General features: G+C 75.1%; 16 protein-coding genes. 10 read left to right on the plus strand and 6 right to left on the minus strand.

Annotated elements, in window-relative coordinates:
• On the plus strand, positions 1–675 hold the full coding sequence (locus ACSNOA_RS12235; protein ID WP_436658096.1) for a class F sortase: 675 nt from the start codon (positions 1–3) through the stop codon (positions 673–675).
• 170 nt (positions 676–845) lie between these two features.
• On the opposite strand, the gene ACSNOA_RS12240 is transcribed toward ACSNOA_RS12235, so the two are convergent.
• The 3 genes from ACSNOA_RS12240 to ACSNOA_RS12250 all read right to left on the minus strand — a co-directional run bounded on the left by ACSNOA_RS12240 (position 846) and on the right by ACSNOA_RS12250 (position 3,067).
• A complete protein-coding gene (locus ACSNOA_RS12240) occupies positions 846–1,145 on the minus strand; it encodes an antibiotic biosynthesis monooxygenase family protein (protein ID WP_436658097.1) in 300 nt (99 codons plus the stop codon).
• Between the two features lie 28 nt (positions 1,146–1,173).
• A complete protein-coding gene (locus tag ACSNOA_RS12245; protein ID WP_436658098.1) occupies positions 1,174–1,971 on the minus strand; it encodes an exodeoxyribonuclease III in 798 nt (265 codons plus the stop codon).
• A 175-nt stretch (positions 1,972–2,146) separates the two neighbouring features.
• Complete coding sequence (locus tag ACSNOA_RS12250; protein ID WP_436658099.1) at positions 2,147–3,067, minus strand: proteasome assembly chaperone family protein; 921 nt, start codon at positions 3,065–3,067, stop codon at positions 2,147–2,149.
• A 382-nt stretch (positions 3,068–3,449) separates the two neighbouring features.
• Here ACSNOA_RS12250 and ACSNOA_RS12255 point away from each other — a divergent pair, with 382 nt between their 5' ends.
• Together ACSNOA_RS12255 and ACSNOA_RS12260 are read left to right on the plus strand one after the other, a co-directional pair.
• Positions 3,450–3,593, plus strand: coding sequence for a hypothetical protein (locus tag ACSNOA_RS12255; RefSeq protein WP_436658100.1), 144 nt, complete (start codon positions 3,450–3,452; stop codon positions 3,591–3,593).
• A gap of 48 nt (positions 3,594–3,641) precedes the next feature.
• On the plus strand, positions 3,642–4,400 hold the full coding sequence (locus tag ACSNOA_RS12260) for an EcsC family protein (RefSeq protein ID WP_436658101.1): 759 nt from the start codon (positions 3,642–3,644) through the stop codon (positions 4,398–4,400).
• A gap of 43 nt (positions 4,401–4,443) precedes the next feature.
• Here ACSNOA_RS12260 and ACSNOA_RS12265 read toward each other — a convergent pair whose 3' ends face one another.
• Positions 4,444–5,295: a GDSL-type esterase/lipase family protein gene (locus ACSNOA_RS12265; protein ID WP_436658102.1), complete on the minus strand. Its 852-nt coding sequence runs from the start codon at positions 5,293–5,295 to the stop codon at positions 4,444–4,446.
• 220 nt (positions 5,296–5,515) lie between these two features.
• On the opposite strand from ACSNOA_RS12265, the gene ACSNOA_RS12270 reads away from it, so the two are divergent.
• The 6 genes from ACSNOA_RS12270 to ACSNOA_RS12295 all read left to right on the plus strand — a co-directional run bounded on the left by ACSNOA_RS12270 (position 5,516) and on the right by ACSNOA_RS12295 (position 11,166).
• Positions 5,516–6,391 carry an LLM class F420-dependent oxidoreductase gene (locus ACSNOA_RS12270; RefSeq protein WP_436658103.1) on the plus strand — a complete coding sequence of 292 codons (876 nt, stop codon included), beginning with the start codon at positions 5,516–5,518 and terminating at the stop codon, positions 6,389–6,391.
• Positions 6,392–6,585: 194 nt separating this feature from the next.
• Entirely contained in the window at positions 6,586–6,849 is a 264-nt protein-coding gene (locus tag ACSNOA_RS12275; RefSeq protein ID WP_436658104.1) for a DUF6343 family protein, read from the plus strand.
• Between the two features lie 12 nt (positions 6,850–6,861).
• Positions 6,862–8,280: an NADP-dependent succinic semialdehyde dehydrogenase gene (locus ACSNOA_RS12280; RefSeq protein WP_436658105.1), complete on the plus strand. Its 1,419-nt coding sequence runs from the start codon at positions 6,862–6,864 to the stop codon at positions 8,278–8,280.
• Positions 8,281–8,333: 53 nt separating this feature from the next.
• Positions 8,334–9,299 carry a TIGR03885 family FMN-dependent LLM class oxidoreductase gene (locus tag ACSNOA_RS12285; protein ID WP_436658106.1) on the plus strand — a complete coding sequence of 322 codons (966 nt, stop codon included), beginning with the start codon at positions 8,334–8,336 and terminating at the stop codon, positions 9,297–9,299.
• A 35-nt stretch (positions 9,300–9,334) separates the two neighbouring features.
• Entirely contained in the window at positions 9,335–10,912 is a 1,578-nt protein-coding gene (locus ACSNOA_RS12290; protein ID WP_436658107.1) for a Na+/H+ antiporter, read from the plus strand.
• Positions 10,909–11,166 carry a UBP-type zinc finger domain-containing protein gene (locus ACSNOA_RS12295; RefSeq protein ID WP_436658108.1) on the plus strand — a complete coding sequence of 86 codons (258 nt, stop codon included), beginning with the start codon at positions 10,909–10,911 and terminating at the stop codon, positions 11,164–11,166. Before ACSNOA_RS12290 ends, ACSNOA_RS12295 begins: the two co-directional genes overlap by 4 nt.
• Here the strand turns inward: ACSNOA_RS12295 and ACSNOA_RS12300 are convergent.
• Positions 11,142–12,383 (minus strand): MFS transporter, encoded by a 1,242-nt coding sequence (locus tag ACSNOA_RS12300; protein WP_436658387.1) that lies wholly within the window; start codon positions 12,381–12,383, stop codon positions 11,142–11,144. The genes ACSNOA_RS12295 and ACSNOA_RS12300 overlap by 25 nt on opposite strands.
• A 247-nt stretch (positions 12,384–12,630) precedes the next feature.
• Here ACSNOA_RS12300 and ACSNOA_RS12305 point away from each other — a divergent pair, with 247 nt between their 5' ends.
• The gene (locus ACSNOA_RS12305) at positions 12,631–13,356 is read left to right on the plus strand and encodes a PP2C family protein-serine/threonine phosphatase (RefSeq protein ID WP_436658109.1); all 726 of its coding nucleotides are present in this window, start codon (positions 12,631–12,633) and stop codon (positions 13,354–13,356) included.
• Between the two features lie 7 nt (positions 13,357–13,363).
• Here ACSNOA_RS12305 and hrpB read toward each other — a convergent pair whose 3' ends face one another.
• Positions 13,364–15,877, minus strand: coding sequence for an ATP-dependent helicase HrpB (hrpB, locus tag ACSNOA_RS12310; RefSeq protein ID WP_436658388.1), 2,514 nt, complete (start codon positions 15,875–15,877; stop codon positions 13,364–13,366).
• Positions 15,878–16,250 lie beyond the last annotated feature (373 nt).

The raw sequence follows: 16,250 nt of genomic DNA on the forward strand, positions 1-16,250 counted from the left end.
ATGGTCGACACCCGTTCCCCCCGCCCGGCCGCCACCGCGGCCCGCCGGAGCGCGTCCGGCCGGAGCCCGTGGACGGTGCCGCTCGCGGTGCTGTGCGTGCTCGGCGGCGTCTTCGTCACGGGCATGGGGCTGGGCCGGTCGGTCGGGCCGCTGGACTGGGTGACGAGCGGCACGGAGCGGTCGCCGTCCCGCGAGGACGCCAACGCGCTGCGGGCGAGCCGACCGGTACGCCTCGAGGTGCCCACGATCAAGGTGTCGGCGCCGGTCGCGCCCGTCGGGCAGGCGCGGGACGGCTCGATCGACGTACCGCCGCTGGAGCGGCACAACGAGACGGGCTGGTACGACCGCGGGCCGACTCCGGGAGAGCCCGGTCCCGCCGTGATCGTGGGGCACGTGGACACCAAGGACGGCCCGTCGGTCTTCTACGACCTCGGCAAGCTGAAGCCCGGCGACACCGTCGAGGTGACCCGGACCGACCGGACGGTGGTCGTCTTCCGGGTCGACTCGGTGGAACGCTTCCCCAAGGACCGGCTGCCGGCCGAGCGCATCTACGGCCACGAGGGCCCGCCCGGGCTGCGACTGATCACCTGCGGCGGCGAGTTCCTGGGCGGCCGGACCGGCTACGAGGACAACATCATCGCCTTCGCGTCCCTGGCAAAGGTGCGCGAGCCCTAACCCCCCGCCGGCCTCCCGCCCCGGCCTCCCGCCCGGCCTCCCGCCGGCCTCCCGCCGGCCTCCCCGCGCCCCACCCGAGTGGTGATCATGAAGTTATTGCCCTGTGGGAGCGCTCCGGGAGGCAATAACTTCATGATCGACGGGCGAGTTGGGGGAGTCGGGAGGGGCGGTCAGGGGACCTGTTGGACCACCTCGAACTCCAGGAGGGTCGCGCCGGAGGCGACGGGGCGCTGCTGCTGCCCCCCGTGCGCGGCGCGCGACGGGCCGGCGGCCCACGCCTGGTACGCCTCCTCGGACTCCCACCTGGTGTACACGAAGTAGCGGCTCTCCCCGGCGACCGGGCGGAGCAGCTCGAACCCGAGGAAGCCGGGCAAGTTCTCCACCGCGCCGGCCCGCGCCGCGAACCGCTTCTCCAGCTCCTCGCCGGCGCCGGGCGGGACGTCGATCGCGTTGATCTTCACGACTGCCATGCCCCCACCCTAACCAGGGCAGGACGGTTCAGAACGCCTCGACGGCGGGGACGAGCTCGGCGTCGACCACGATCGGCGCGTGGTCGGAGGGCCCCTTGCCCTTGCGCGCCTCCCGGTCCACGTACGCGGAGCGGACCGTGCGGGCGAACGGCGCCGACGCGTACACGAGGTCGATGCGCATGCCCTTGTTCTGGTGGAACATGCCGGCCCGGTAGTCCCAGTACGTGAACGGGTGCGGCCCCTTCATCGGCGTGGGCACCACGTCGGTGAGCCCCAGGTCGCGCAGCGCGGCGAGGGCGGCGCGCTCGGCCGGGGTGACGTGCGTGGAGTGGGTGAACACGGCCGGGTCCCACACGTCGGCGTCGGTCGGCGCCACGTTGAAGTCCCCGCAGACCGTCAGCGGCAACCCGCCGATGAGCTCCTGCTCCAGCGCGTCGCGCAGCGCGGCGAGCCAGGCCAGCTTGTACGCGTAGTGCGGGTCGTCGGGGGCGCGGCCGTTCGGCACGTACACCGACCACACCCGCAGCCCGCCGCAGGTGGCCGAGATGGCACGGGCCTCGGGCAGCGGGAAGCCCGGCTCGCCCGGAAACCCGACCGTCACGTCGGACAGGCCGACCCGGGACAGCAGCGCCACGCCGTTCCACCGGCCGTCGCTGTGACTGGCCACCGTGTAGCCCAGCTCGCCCACCTCGGCGACCGGGAAGGCGCCGTCCGGGCACTTGGTCTCCTGGAGGCACACCACGTCGGGCGCGGTGCCGTCGAGCCAGTCGAGCAGCCGCGGGAGCCGGGCCTTCACCGAGTTCACGTTCCAGGTCGCCAGGCGCATGCCCCCAGCCTGCCGCATCGGGAGCCGGCGTGCCGGACCAGCGGCCCGGGGTGTCGCGCCGGCCCGGCCCGCGCCTCCGTCCGGCCCGGGCCGCTGCGAACCCGCGGCCCGGGGTGTCGCGCCGGCCCGGCCCGCGCGTCCGGCCGGCCTGGCCCGCTGCGCGCCCGGCGGCCCGTCAGCTCCCGGGGGTGTCGTTCGGCCGGGTCTGCTCGGCGAGGAAGCGTTCCAGCTCCGCGCCGAGCTCCTCGGCGGTCGGCAGCGAACCCGCCTCCGGCGCGAGCAGGTTCTTCTCGCCCCGACCGCGGGCGAAGGCGTCGTACTGCTCCTCCAGCGCCTGGACGAGAGCGGCGGCGTCCTCGGTCTCGGCGACCTGCCGGTCGATCTCGACCCGTACCACCTCGGCGGCGGAGCGCAGCCCGTCGCGGGGCAGCAGCAGGCCGGTGCTGCGCGACACCGAGGCGAGCAGCACCTCGGCGGCGGCCGGGTACTCGGTCTGCGCCACGTAGTGCGGGACGTGGGCCGCGAAGCCGATCGCGTCGCGCCCCTGCTCGCCGAGGCGGTACTCGAGGAGGTGGCCGACGCTGCCCGGCACCTGCACCCGCTGCAACCAGGGCTCGTACCCGGAGATCAGCTCGCGCCGCGTGGCGTGGGCGGTGACCCCGGTGGGCCGGGTGTGCGGGACCGCCATGGGGATCGAGTTGAGCCCGACGGTGAGCCGGACGTCCAGCCGGGCGGCGAGCCCGGCGACCGCGGCCACGAAGCGCTCCCACTGGAGGTCCGGTTCCGGGCCGGTGAGCAGCAGGAACGGGGTCTCGTCGTCGTCGCGCAGCAGGTGCAGTTCGAGCTTCGGGGCGTCGTACGACTCCCAGTGGTCCTCGACGAAGGTCATCACGGGGCGGCGGGAGCGGTAGTCGAAGAGCTGGTCGAGGTCGAACGTCGCGACGGGGCGGGCCTCCAGCGAGCTGAACAGCTGCTCGCGGGCGAGCCGGCTGGCGCTTCCGGCGTCGACGAAGCCGGTGAGGGCCTGGATCAGGACCGGCTGACCGAGGTCGGGCAGATCGTCGGTGAGCTCGTAGAGCTCGTGTGGGTCGAGCACCGGTTCGGACCTCCCTGGGATGTGCCTACGGAGCGCCGCCGCGTTCCACGGCGCCCGGTTCCGGCAACGTACCCGCCATCCTGCTGCATTCCTTCGCCGGGCGGTCCGTTCTCAGGGAGTGATCAGGATCGGGCGAAACGCCGCGTTCCGCCACCCGGACACCGCCGTCGTGTCCGCTCGGCGGACACCACCATCGGCCGTACGGTCGAGTGTAGTGATCGTGGACGCGCCGGGCGGCGATGCCCGGTTCCCCGGATGGCAGCCCGTCCCGAAGAGGTATCCTTTCGCCCACAGTGGACGGTTGCGGTCGGTGTGATCCTGGGTACATCCGTTGTCGGTTCCAGGTACACATGAGTGAGGGCACACCCACAGGAGGACCGAGATGTCTCTGCTGCAACGGATCAACACGTTCCTGCGCTCACCCAAGGGGCAGCAACTCGTCGCGCGGGGCCGCCGCGAGCTGGCCAAGCCGGAGACCCAGCGGAAACTGCGCGGGCTGGCCTCCCGGCTGTCCCACCGCCGCTGACCACCCGCAGGACGCCGTGCCCGCCTGCGCCGACCCCCGGGAGCACCTGTGACCGATCCCGTACCCGCCGACGGCCCGCCGCCCACTCCCGCGCCGCAGCCACCCGCGCCGCCCGCGCCCGTGGCGGCCGGCGAGGACGCCCCGGAGACGCCACCGGCCACGCTCTGGGACCGGATGCGCGACGATCCGCAGTACGCCCCGGAGCACCTCGCGCTGGAGGCGGTGCGCCGGCTCGGGCCGGAGGCGGCGCAGTGGGCCCAGCGGGTCCGGGCCGAGCAGCCCGACGTCCCCGCCGACGTCCTCGCCGAGCAGGTGGTCCGCCGGTTCGTCAACCACGCGCGCCTCTCCGGCGCCGTCTCCGGCGCGGCCGGCCTGCCCGGCGCGGTGATCGACGTGGGCGTGCTGGCCTGGACCCAGGCCCGGATGGTGCTGCACATCGCCGCGGCGTACGGGGTCGACCCACTGCACACCGACCGCGCCACCGACCTGCTGGTCCTCCAGCGGGTGCACAAGGTGGCCGAGAGCGCCCGGCTGGCGCTCGGTGTGGCCGCCGGCCGCGAGCGCGCGGGCGCGCTGTTCGGTCGGGGCGGGCAGCACCAACTCGGCAAGGTGATGCTGCGCCTCGGCGTCCGGCTGGCGCAGATGGCCGGCGTGCGGGCCGCCAAGCGCGTGTTCGCGAAGGTCGTGCCGGGCGCGGCGATCATCCTGGGTACCTGGGCGAACTCCTCGGCCACGAAGGAACTCGCCGAGCGCTCCCGGGCGCTCTACCGGCAGCGCGAGGGGGTCCCCGGGCCGCGTCGGGGGTGAGCCGGGGCGTGTGCTCCGGCGCCCGACGGCGCCCATCCCGGGGTCAGTGATCGAGACCGGAGGCCCGCCACGCCACCTCGGCGAGGCGGCCCTGGCCGGTCACGTTCGGGTGGAACCAGTCCAGGCGGTTGACCAGGTCCAGGTCGAACCGCACCCGGTGCACCGCCCCGCCGTCGTAGCGGCAGCGCGACCCGTACGCCCGGCACGCCGCCGCCAGTTGCGCGTTGTAGGCGGCGATCCGGTCGCGGAAGGCGGCCCGCCGGGCCCGGTCCGCGGGCGCCGTCGAGGTCGGGTGGGCCAGCAGCGCCGGGCAGACGCCGCGCCCCCAGGCGCGGACCGCTCGGGAGTCGGTGTGCCCCACCTCCCAGAGCCGGTGCAGGTCGGGGATGCTCACGACCAGCACCCGCGCCTTCGGGCGACCTGCGCGCAGCGCCCGCAGCCCCCGGTCGACACCGGCCCGGAACTCCGCCACCGGGGTCATCGCCTCGATCCCGCCACGGCAGGCGTCGTTGGCGCCGACGAGCACCGTCACGTGGTCGACGCGGTCGCGTACGGCCGCCCGGGCCTGCTCCTCCAGTGCCGCGGCCCGGGCGCCCGGCCGCGCGTGGTTGTGCGCCCGGCCCCGGATGGCCGGATCGCGGTCGAGCAGCCGGCGGTAGAGGCTGCGGACCCGCAGGCCGTCGCCGGTGGACCAGGAGTTGCGCTCGCACGAGGTGAGCACCAGGCAGGAGCCGAAGCCGGTGCTGATCGAGTCGCCGAGCGCCGCGATGCCGCCCGAGCCGCCGGGCTGCGGCGTGGCGCGGGAGGGCCGGGGGCCCGCCTCGCCACCGCCCTCGCAGGCGAGGGCGACCAGCGCCAGGAGGCACGCGACGGCGGTGACCCAGCGTCGAGGCATGACCTTCCCCGTCCGGCGACACACGGCTACGGCCCGGTCACTCTATGCGCGCGGGTTCGGGGCGAACGGCTGCTGTCGGCTATCCGCCACACCCCTTGCGGTGGCGGGTCGCGGGGGTCGAGCCATCGGGCGACAGCAGACGGATCTTGACTTCCAGCGCGCTCGAAGTGGAACGCTGGATCGGACCCGGCGCGGACAGCCGGAGGTCGCGAGGAGGGGTGTGGTTGTGAAACTTGGCCTGCACTACTGGACCTACACCACCCCGCCCGAGCCGGAGCTGATCGCCCCCACCCTGGCGCGCACGGCGCAGCTCGCCGAGGCGGCCGGGTTCGCCTCCTTCACCGTCATGGACCACTACTTCCAGATGGAGGCCGTGGCGCCGGCCGAGGAACCGATGCTGGAGGCGTACACCACGCTCGGCTTCGTCGCCGCGCACACCGAGCGGATGACGCTCGGTGTGCTGGTCACCGGCGTGATGTACCGCTACCCGGGGCTGCTCGCCAAGATCGTCACCACCCTCGACGTGCTCTCCCGCGGTCGCGCCCGACTGGGCATCGGCGCCTCCTGGTACGAGCGGGAGCAGCGGGGCCTGGGCGTGCCGGTGGTGCCGATGGGCGAGCGGTTCGAGCGGCTCGAGGAGACCCTGCGGATCTGCCTGCAGATGTGGAGCCCGGACAACGGCCCCTTCGAGGGCCGGCACTACCAGCTCGCCGAGACGCTCTGCGTGCCGGCCCCGATCGGCCGGCCACGCCCGCCCATCATGATCGGCGGAAGCGGGGAGCGGAAGACGCTCCTGCTGGTCGCCCGCTACGCCGACTCGTGCAACCTCTTCAGCGCCCCGGTGGACGAGCTGCGGCACAAGCTCGACGTGCTCCGGTCGCACTGTGAGGCCGAGGGGCGTGACTACGACAGCGTGCAGAAGACCGTCGCCATGCGGATCTCCCCGGTCGACGAGCCGGAGGCGTTCCTCGCGGCCGCCCGGGACTACGCCGCTCTCGGCGTGACCGAGCTCCAGGTGACGCCGGACCGGCACCCCGCCGAGTTCGCCGAGCAGGTCGGCGAGCGAATCGTGCCGAGGCTCGCCGACATCGGCTGACCGCGCCGGCCGCCCGCGTGGCGGAGGCTGCCGCCCGGGGCCGGAGGCTGCCGCCCGGGGCCGGAGGCTGCCGCCCGGGGCCGGAGGCTGCCGCCCGGGGCCGGAGGCTGCCGCCCGGGGCCGGAGGCTGCCGTCCGCGGCGGAGGCTGCCGCCCGCGCGGTTAACCCCGCCCGTCCGGGGGTAGGTCGGTGGAATGACGAGATCGCAGCCTCGCCGCGCCCGCGGCACGGTCGGGCACGCGTACAGCGCGCTGAACCTCCGGCTCGCGCTCGCCGGCTTCGGCCTGGTGATCATGGCGATCTTCGCGGTGCTGGCGTTCCTGGCGGGCATCGCGTGGTTGGGCGTGGTCTGCGCGTTCTTCGCGGTGGTCGCCGTGGTCGACCTGGTCATCATCCAGCGCCGCCGCGCCGCCCGCCGTCGCGAGGAGCCGGGCGTACGGCACTCACTGTTCGAGTGACAGGAGGACGAGATGTCCATCGCCACCACCAACCCCGCCACCGGACAGGTGCTCAAGACGTACGACCCGATGTCCACCGAGCAGATCGACGCCGCCATCGAGCGGGCCGACCTCGCCTTCCGGCAGTTGCACGGCACCACGGTCGACCAGCGGGCGGGCTGGCTGAACGCGGCGGCCGACGTGCTCGACGCCGAGCGTGACGAGATCGCCCGGATCATGACCACCGAGATGGGCAAGACGTACGCGTCGGCGAAGGCCGAGGTCACCAAGTGCGCCAAGGCGGCCCGGTTCTACGCGGCCCACGCGGCCGAGTTCCTCGCCGACGAGCCCGCCGACGCGGCGGCGGTCAGCGCCACCCGCGCGTTCGTCCGCTACCAGCCGATCGGCCCGGTGCTCGCCGTCATGCCGTGGAACTTTCCCCTCTGGCAGGTGATGCGCTTCGCCGCACCGGCGCTGGTGGCCGGCAACACGGGCCTGCTCAAGCACGCCTCCAACGTGCCGCAGACCGCGCTGCTGCTGGAGGACGTGTTCCGCCGCGCCGGCTTCCCCGAGGGCGCGTTCACCACGCTGCTGGTCGGGTCGGAGGCCGTCGACCACATCCTCAGCGACCCCCGGGTGCGCGCGGCGACGCTCACCGGCAGCGAGGGCGCCGGCCGGTCCATCGCCCAGATCGCCGGGCGCGAGCTGAAGAAGACCGTGCTGGAGCTGGGCGGCAGCGACCCGTTCGTGGTGATGCCCTCCGCGGATCTGGACCGGGCCGCCGAGGTGGCCACCACGGCGCGCTGCCAGAACAACGGGCAGTCCTGCATCGCCGCGAAGCGGTTCATCGTGCACGACGACGTCTTCGACGCCTTCGCCGAGAAGTTCGCGGCGAACATGTCCGCACTGCGCGTGGGCGACCCGATGGACGACCAGACCGACGTCGGCCCCCTCGCCAGCGAACGCGGCCGCGACGAGGTGCACGCCCAGGTGCAGGACGCGATCGACAACGGGGCCACGGTGCTCGTGGGCGGGGAAGTGCCTCCCGGCGACGGCTGGTGGTATCCGCCGACCGTGGTCACCGACCTCACCCCCGAGATGCGGATGTGGCGGGAGGAGGTGTTCGGCCCGGTCGCCGGCCTGTTCCGGGTGTCGTCGTACGAGGAGGCGATCGAGGTGGCCAACGGCACGACCTTCGGGCTCGGCTCGAACGCCTGGACCCGGGACCCGGACGAGCAGGCACGGTTCACCACGGACCTGGACGCCGGGAACGTGTTCATCAACGGGATGACGACCTCCTTCCCGGAGCTGCCCTTCGGCGGGGTGAAGAACTCCGGCTACGGCCGGGAGCTGTCCGCGCTGGGCATGCGGGAGTTCTGCAACACCAAGACCGTCTGGGTGGGCGGTGAGGGCGCCGGCTCGGCCGGGCCGGCCGGCGCGCACGCCGAATAGCGCCGCCCCGCAGCAAGCTTCAACGGACACCGTCATGGGTACGGAACGCACCCATGACGGTGTTCGCCTTCCACGCCTCCCACGAGCAGATCCACCCCCGTGCCCTGCTGGACGCGGTGGTGCGCGCGGAACAGGTCGGTTTCGACGCCGCCATGTGCTCGGACCACTTCTCGCCGTGGAGCGCCCGCCAGGGGCACTCCGGGTTCGCCTGGTCCTGGCTCGGGTCGGCGTTGCAGGCGACCGGGTTGCCGTTCGGGGTGGTGAACGCGCCCGGCCAGCGGTACCACCCGGCGATCGTCGCCCAGGCGATCGGCACGCTCGCCGCCATGTACCCCGGCCGGTTCTGGGCCGCACTCGGCACCGGCGAGGCCGCCAACGAGCACATCACGGGCGATCGCTGGCCGCGTAAGGACCTGCGCGCCGCCCGCCTGCGGGAGTGCGTGGACGTCATCCGCGCGCTGCTGGCCGGCGAGGAGGTCAGCCACGACGGTCTGGTCCGGGTGGACCGGGCACGGCTGTGGAGCCGTCCCGAGCGGCCACCGGCCCTCATCGGCGCGGCGGTGAGCGTGCCCACCGCGCGCTGGTGCGCCGGGTGGGCCGACGGCCTCATCACCGTGAACGCGCCGGTCAAGCACCTGCGGCGGATGATCGCCGCCTACCGGGACGCCGGCGGCCGGGGGCCGCTTCACCTCCAGGTGCACGTCAGCTGGGCGCCCGACCAGGCCGAGGCGGAGGCGATCGCGTACGACCAGTGGCGCACCAACGTCTTCCCGCCGCCGGTCTGCTGGGACCTGGAGACCGTCGACCACTTCGACGCCGTCTCGGCGGACGTGCCGATGGAGCGGGTGAGCCAGGTGGTGAACGTCTCGTCCGACCTGGGCCGGCACGTCGGCTGGCTGGAGGAGTACGCGGCGCTCGGCTTCGACCAGATCGCCCTGCACCACGTGGGGAAGGAGCAGCGCGCCTTCCTCGACACGTTCGGCAGCGAGGTGCTGCCGAAGGTGCGTGCCGCCCGATGATCGCCCCACCTGGGCGTTGCCTAGGCTCGTGACCCATGGAGGGACTCTTCGAGGTCGTCGTCTTCCTGGCGATCGCGACGCTCGGCGCCGCGCTGGCGCGCAAGCTCGGCCTGCTGGCGCCGATCGTGCTGGTGGTGGCGGGGCTCGTGCTCTCCTACGTCCCCGGCTTCCCGCACGTCCGGCTCGACCCGGACCTGGTGCTGGTGGGGATCCTGCCGCCGCTGCTCTACGTCGCCGCGCTGGAGACGTCCGTGCCGGCGTTCCGGCACAACCTCCGCCCGATCCTGCTGCTCGCCGTCGGGCTGGTGCTGTTCACCGCGTTCGCGATCGGCATCGTCCTGCATCTGCTGTTGCCGGCCGTGCCCTTCGCCGTGTGCGTGGCGCTCGGCGCGGTGCTCGCCCCGCCGGACGCCGTGGCCGCGACCGCGGTGGCCCGGCGCATCGGGCTGCCCCGCCGGGTCGTCACGATCCTCGAGGGGGAGAGCCTGCTCAACGACGCGACGGCGCTGGTGCTGTTCCGGGTCGCCACCGTGGCCGCGGTCGGCGAGGCGGTCGGGGTCGCCGACGTGAGCCTCGAGGTGCTGCGGTCCGCGGGCGGCGGCGTGGTGGTCGGCGCGATCGGGGCGGTGCTCTTCGGCTTCGTGCACAAGCGGATCAGCGACCCGCTGCTGGACAACGCGCTCTCGCTCATCATCCCGTTCGCGGTGGTCTTCGCCGCCGAGGAGATCCACGCCTCCGGCGTCGTGGCGGTCGTGGTCACCGGGCTCGCGCTCGGCCACAAACTGCCGGTTCTCCTGTCGGCCGCGTCCCGCCTCCAGGTGGGCGCGGTCTGGCGGCTGGTCCGGTTCCTGCTCGAGGGCCTGGTCTTCCTGCTCGTCGGGCTCCAGCTCCCGGACGTGCTCCAGGATCTCGACGAGCCGGTCGACCGGGTCGTCGGGGTCACGGCGGCGGTGCTCGGCACGCTCATCCTGGCCCGCTACTTCTGGCTCTTCCCGGTCAGCTACCTCACCCGGCTGGTGCCCCGGGTCCGCCGCCGGGACGGCGAGCGGAAGCCCGCGAAGTACCCGCTCGTCATCGGCTGGGCCGGGATGCGCGGCGTGGTCACCCTGGCCGCCGCGCTCGCCCTGCCGCTCACGGTCGCCGGCGGGGCCGAGTACCCGCGGGCGCTGTTCATCTGGCTGGCCTTCGCGACGATCGTGGTGACCCTCGTCGGCCAGGGCGCCACCCTGCCGGTGGTGGCACGACGGCTCAGGCTGCCGCCCGACGACCCGGTGCAGGACGCGCTCTCCGCGGCCGGCGTGCAGCAGCAGGCCAGCCGGGCGGCGCGGGAGCGCCTCGACGCGCTGGCCGAGACCGCGCCGGCGCCCGTCGTGGACCGGCTGCGCCGCGCCGTGGAGGACCGGACCAACCTGGCCTGGGAGCAGCTGGGCGGCGCCGAGCGGGAGACGCCGTCGCAGGCGTACGGGAGGCTGCGGCAGGAGATGATCGACGCCGAGCGTGAGGTGTTCCGGGTGGCCCGGGACACCGGCCGGATCCCCGAGGAGGTGCTGGTGCGGGCATATCGTGACCTGGACCTGGAGGAATCGTTGCTGCGACGGGAGGGGGAGCGGTGAGCTGCGGCCACCTGACCGGGGCGGGCACGGCCGCACCCGACACCATCGACGAGTGCCCCGACTGCGTGGCGATCGGCAACACCGACTGGGTGCACCTGCGCTCCTGCCTCACCTGCGGGCACGTCGGCTGCTGCGACTCGTCCCCGTACCGGCACGCGAGCGTGCACTTCGAGGAGACCGGCCACCCGGTGATGCGCTCGATCCAGCCGGGGGAGACCTGGCGCTGGTGCTACGTGGACGAGGAGATCGGCTGAGCCTTGCCGGCCGGCGTCGGCCGGGTCCGTAGCGCCCGTCGCGTCAGGGCCGGGACGAGCAGGCCCATCAGGGCGAAGAGGGCGGCGAGCCCGAGCCATCCGGGGCCACCCCGGTCCAGGACCGCCCAGGTGAGCAGGGCCGGCCCGGCGGCCCGGGCGAGGCCCGCGAGCAGACCGTCGGCGCCCTGGTACGCGCCGACGGCCGCCGGGTCGGCCAGGTCGTACGCGAGCCCCGCGCCGCCCGTGCCGTGCCACAGGTCGCCGACGGTGTAGACCGCCGTGGCGACGAGCAGCAGGGGGATCGTGGACCAGGCCGGCGCGCCGGCGGTCGCCGCGTACACCAGCATGGCGGCCGCGAGCACGAGCCCGGCGCGGCGCATGGTGCCCGCGGCGCGCGGGGCGGTGCGGGCGCCCCGGCTCAACGGGACGGCGAGCAGCACGGTGAGCACCGTGTTCACCAGCAGGAGCGCCGACACCAGGACGGGCGGCGCGCCGGCCCGCCGCACCGCCCAGAGCGGCACCACGAGGGTGAGCACGACAAAGTGCAGGGAGAGCAGGGCCGACGCGGCGCTCACGGCCAGGAACGGCCCGTCCCGCAGCGCCCGGAGGTCCAGCAGTCGGCGGCGACCGGTCGGGACGCCGGTCGGGGGGAACGCCGGCAGACGCATGATCAGGGCGGCCGACACGAGGTAACTCGTCACGTTCCCGAGCACGAGCAGGTGGTACGCCACCGGGGTGTCGGCGGCGAGCGCGAGCCCGGCCAGGCCGGCCCCGAGCGCGATCCCGAGGTTGGCCACCGCCCGGAGGGTGGCGAAGGCGTGCACCCGCCCCTCGGGGCCGCCGACGGCGGCCACCAGCGCGGCCCGGACGGCGAGGTTGCCGGAGACCAGCAGCGCGTCGAGCACGGCCACCACGACGAACGCCGGGAACGAGCCGACCAGCAGGTAGCACGCGGCCACGGCGGCCTGCAGCAGTTGCAGGGTGGCACGCAGGACGCGCGGGTCGTACCTGTCGGCGAGCCCGCCCAGCGGGACGCTCGCGGTGAGGCCCACGAGCCCGGCGACCGTGAGGCCGGCGCCCACGGCGGCGGGGCTCAATCCCACCACGCGGGTGAGGAAGAGCGCCGACCCGGCGGTCCAGAGCCCGAGGCCGACGGTGTTCGCGAGGGTGGCCAGGGCCAGGGAGCGCAGGTGCCCGGGCGGCGGCGGCGGTGACATCCGGATGGCCGTCAACCGGCCCGCGCCGTGGGGACGCCGTCGTCGCACACGTACCGACCGTAGGACGGCGGCGTCCCGCGCGGGGTGCCCGGGCCGGGCGACGCGCGTCACAGCCGTGGGGGACACCGTCGGGATGAGGCAGACCCGCCTCGCGGCGCGACGCCACGCAGTGAGATTCGCCGCGCCACGCGGCGCCGCCGTGATCTCATAGAGACAACTGCGCCCTTCGCCTGGCAGGCTGCCTCCCATGACCCTGAAGCTGCGTTCCGTGGGAACGAGCGACCGTGGGCTGATCCGCAGCGGAAACCAGGACGCCCTGCACGCCGGCACGTGGCTGGTCGCCGTCGCCGACGGCATGGGCGGCATGGCGGCCGGCGACCTGGCCAGCTCGATCGCCATCGACGCCTTCGCGCCGCTGGACGTGGAGACACCCGAGGACGGTCTCGTGGCCGCCCTGCAGACCGGCATCGAGCGGGCCACCGTGCGGATCCGCCAGGCGGTCAGCGAGGATCCGGAGCGGCAGGGCATGGGCACCACACTGACCGCCCTGCTCTTCGCCCGCACCGGCAGTTGCCTGGCGCTCGCCCACATCGGCGACTCCCGCGCCTACCTCTTCCGGGAGGGCGTGCTCAAGCAGATCACCCGCGACGACACCTTCGTGCAGATGCTCGTCGACCAGGGCCTCATCACCGCCGACCAGGCCAGCAGCCATCCGCGGCGGGCCGTGGTCACCCAGGCGTTGCAGGGCGAGGAGGTCTCCCCGTCGTACGCGACGATGGTGCCCTGGGCCGGTGACCGCTGGCTGCTGTGCAGCGACGGCCTCTCCAACGTGGTCCGTCCGGACACGCTGGCCGAGGTGCTGGCCGGCTACCCGGACCGGGCCGAGTGCGCCCGCATGCTCATCGACCTGGCGTTGCGGGCCGGTGGCCCGGACAACGTCACGGTGGTCGTGGCCGACGTGGTGGAGGAGTGACGGGCGGTCAACGCCGCCGCGGGGTGGCATGCCGGGTGGGCGTGGCGGTGGTCGGGTCCTCCGGCCAGGGGTGCCGGGGATAGCGGCCGCGCAGCTCGGCCCGCACCTGCGGGTAGCCCGTTCGCCAGAACGAGTCCAGGTCGGCGGTGACCGCCACGGGCCGGCCGGCCGGTGAGAGCAGGTGCAGCAGCACGGGCACCCGCCCGCCCGCGATGCGCGGGGTCTCCCGCCACCCGAACGTCTCCTGGAGCTTCACGGGCAGCACCGGCGCCGCCGCGTCGGCGTAGTCGATCCGGATCCGCGAGCCGCTGGGCACCGTGAGCCGCTCGGGTGCCAGCTCGTCCAGCCGGGCCGCCTGCGCCCACGGCAGCAGCCGGCGCAGCGCGGTCGCCACGTCCACCCGCGCCAGGTCGGCCCGGCGCCGGGCGGTGGCCAGCTCCGGGCCGAGCCACACCGGGGCGGCGGCGAGCAGGGCCTCGTCGTCCACGTCGGGCCAGTCGTCGCCGAGCGCCCGCCGGCAGAACGCCAGACGCTCGCGCAGGGCGCGCGCCGCCGGCGTCCACTCCAGCAGCCCGAGGCCGGTGCGGCGCAGCCCCGCGAGCAGCGCCGCGCCGACCTCCGCCGGGTCGGGGCGGGTCAGTGGCCGATCCACCAGCTCGATGGCGCCGAGCCGTACGACCTCGCGGGCCACCACGTCGGCGCCGGACCAGCCGACCTCCCGCTCGGTGCGCAGCAGCGGCCCGGCGGCCTCCCGCGCGGTGGCCTCGTCGAGGGTGGTGGCGAGCCGGATCCGGGCGGTGGGCGCGCCGGGGGAGCGGTCGGCGACGGCCACGGCGAGCCATTCGGCGCCCGCGAGCGGGGACCCGGCCGCCAGCTCCGCGGCGGTGCCGCCGGTCATGAGGTACGACGTGCCGCCCTTCCGGCGGGCCCGCGCGAGCCGTTCGGGGTGGGCCAGCCCGACCAGCAGGCCGACGGCCAGGTCGTCGGGCAGCCGGTCGCCGCCCGTGTCCGTGCCGGCGGGCAGGAGCGTGCGCAGCCGGCGGGTCTCGGCGCGCCAGCGGGCGGTGGCGGCGGGATCGGCGCCGGCGCGCAGCCTCCGCAGCGCGGCGGTCAGGTCGTCACCGGGCCCGGCGACGGCGTCCTCGGCCAGCAGGGCGACGATCTCGGCGGCGCGGTCCGCCCCGACCCGGGCAGCCCCGTCGAGCAGGGCCCGGGCCAGCCGCGGATGGGCGCCCACCGCGGCGACCAGCCGCCCACGCCCGGTGATCCGGCCGGAGGCGTCGACCGCGCCGAGTGTGGCGAGCGTGTCCCGGGCCACCGCCATGGCCGCGGCCGGCGGCGCGTCGGGCAGCGCGAGCCCGGTGCCGTCCGGTCGGCCCCAGGCGGCCAGGTCCAGCGCGAAGCCGGTGAGGTCGGCGGTGGCGATCTCCGGCTCCGGCTGCGCGGGCAGCCGCTCGTGCGTGGCGGGCGACCAGCAGCGGTAGACGTGGCCGGGTGCCTCGCGCCCCGCCCGGCCGGCCCGTTGCGTCGCGGCGGCCCGGGACACCGGCACGGTGACCAGCGCGCCGAGGCCGCGGGCCAGGTCGAGCCGGGCCACCCGGCTGAGTCCGGCGTCGACCACCACCCGCACGCCGGGCACCGTGAGGCTGCTCTCGGCCACCGCGGTGGCCAGCACGACCCGACGTCGGCCGGCCGGACGTAGCGCCGCGTCCTGCTCGGCGGCGCGCAGGCGCCCGTGCAGGGCCAGCAGGTCGATGGTGTCGCGCAGGTCGGCGAGGCGTCCGGCGACCGCCGCGATCTCGCCGGCCCCGGGCAGGAAGACCAGTAGGTCACCGTCACGTTCGCGCAGGGCCCGCCGTACGGTGACGGCCACGTGGTCGAGCAGGGCCCGGTCCACCGGGCCGGCGCCCGGCGCGGCCACCGGCCGGGGTGGAGGCGCCCAGACCCTTGTCACCGGGTGCAGCGCCGACTCGGCCCGGACGATCGGCGCGGGGGTGTCGGCGCCGCCGAGCAGCGCGGCGAACCGGTCGGCCTCCGGGGTGGCCGACATGGCCAGCAGCCAGAGGTCCGGCCGGAGCGCGCCCCGCGCCTCCACGGCGAAGGCGAGCGCCAGGTCGGCGTCGAGGTGGCGCTCGTGGCACTCGTCGAGCAGCACGGCGCCGGTGCCGGGAAGCTCGGGGTCGTGCAGGAGACGGCGGACGAGCAGCCCGGTGGTCACCACCTCGACGCGGGTGTCCGGGCCCACCCGGCGGTCGCCGCGGACCGCGTACCCGATCCTGCCGCCCACCCGCTCGCCGAGCAGCTCCGCCATCCGGCGCGCCGCGGCGCGGGCGGCCACCCGGCGGGGCTGGGCGACGACCACGCGGCCTGCCACCCGGTCGGCCACGGCCAGCGGCGCCAGCGTGGTCTTGCCGGTGCCCGGTGGCGCCACCAGGACCCCGGTGCCCGCCGCGCCCAGGGCCTCGACCAGTGCGGGGAGTGTCGGCCGCACGGGCAGGTCCAGGCGTACGTCGGAGAGCACGGCCCAGTCTCGCACCGGCTCGGCGTGGCCACCCGGGCCGGACCCCCGGAACGTCGCGGCGCCCCGCCGCGGGGGAGCGCGGCCGCGGGGGAGCGCGGCCGCGGTACGCCGGGCGGCCCGACCCACCCGGTCACGATCCGCACGGGAGCGTTGAGGTGCTCGTCGAGCGGCACGGCGTCGGTGCCGGGGGAAGCCCGGGGTCGTGCAGCAGGCGGTCGTCGCCTCGCGTTGGGGTGCCGACGTGGGCACGACAGCCGGTTGATCCGCACAACTACCCGGTAGTTGTCCCCTCCCGAGCGCGGGAAGGCCACTACATCCCTGAAGTTGAGCGGATCTCGGGTGCGACTGGCGGCCGGTCCCCACACTCCCGGAT

The sequence above is a fragment of the Micromonospora sp. URMC 103 genome (assembly GCF_051386435.1).
In the GTDB taxonomy this organism is placed as follows: Bacteria; Actinomycetota; Actinomycetes; order Mycobacteriales; family Micromonosporaceae; genus Micromonospora.

Bases quoted from the DNA above. Each gene is read 5' to 3' on its own strand.
- ACSNOA_RS12300 (WP_436658387.1), bottom strand. From the start codon at position 12,383: ATGTCACCGCCGCCGCCGCCCGGGCACCTGCGCTCCCTGGCCCTGGCC.
- ACSNOA_RS12305 (WP_436658109.1), top strand. From the start codon at position 12,631: ATGACCCTGAAGCTGCGTTCCGTGGGAACGAGCGACCGTGGGCTGATC.
- ACSNOA_RS12285 (WP_436658106.1), top strand. From the start codon at position 8,334: ATGACGGTGTTCGCCTTCCACGCCTCCCACGAGCAGATCCACCCCCGT.
- ACSNOA_RS12280 (WP_436658105.1), top strand. From the start codon at position 6,862: ATGTCCATCGCCACCACCAACCCCGCCACCGGACAGGTGCTCAAGACG.
- ACSNOA_RS12235 (WP_436658096.1), top strand. From the start codon at position 1: ATGGTCGACACCCGTTCCCCCCGCCCGGCCGCCACCGCGGCCCGCCGG.
- ACSNOA_RS12265 (WP_436658102.1), bottom strand. From the start codon at position 5,295: ATGCCTCGACGCTGGGTCACCGCCGTCGCGTGCCTCCTGGCGCTGGTC.
- ACSNOA_RS12255 (WP_436658100.1), top strand. From the start codon at position 3,450: ATGTCTCTGCTGCAACGGATCAACACGTTCCTGCGCTCACCCAAGGGG.
- ACSNOA_RS12290 (WP_436658107.1), top strand. From the start codon at position 9,335: ATGGAGGGACTCTTCGAGGTCGTCGTCTTCCTGGCGATCGCGACGCTC.
- ACSNOA_RS12240 (WP_436658097.1), bottom strand. From the start codon at position 1,145: ATGGCAGTCGTGAAGATCAACGCGATCGACGTCCCGCCCGGCGCCGGC.
- ACSNOA_RS12275 (WP_436658104.1), top strand. From the start codon at position 6,586: ATGACGAGATCGCAGCCTCGCCGCGCCCGCGGCACGGTCGGGCACGCG.
- ACSNOA_RS12245 (WP_436658098.1), bottom strand. From the start codon at position 1,971: ATGCGCCTGGCGACCTGGAACGTGAACTCGGTGAAGGCCCGGCTCCCG.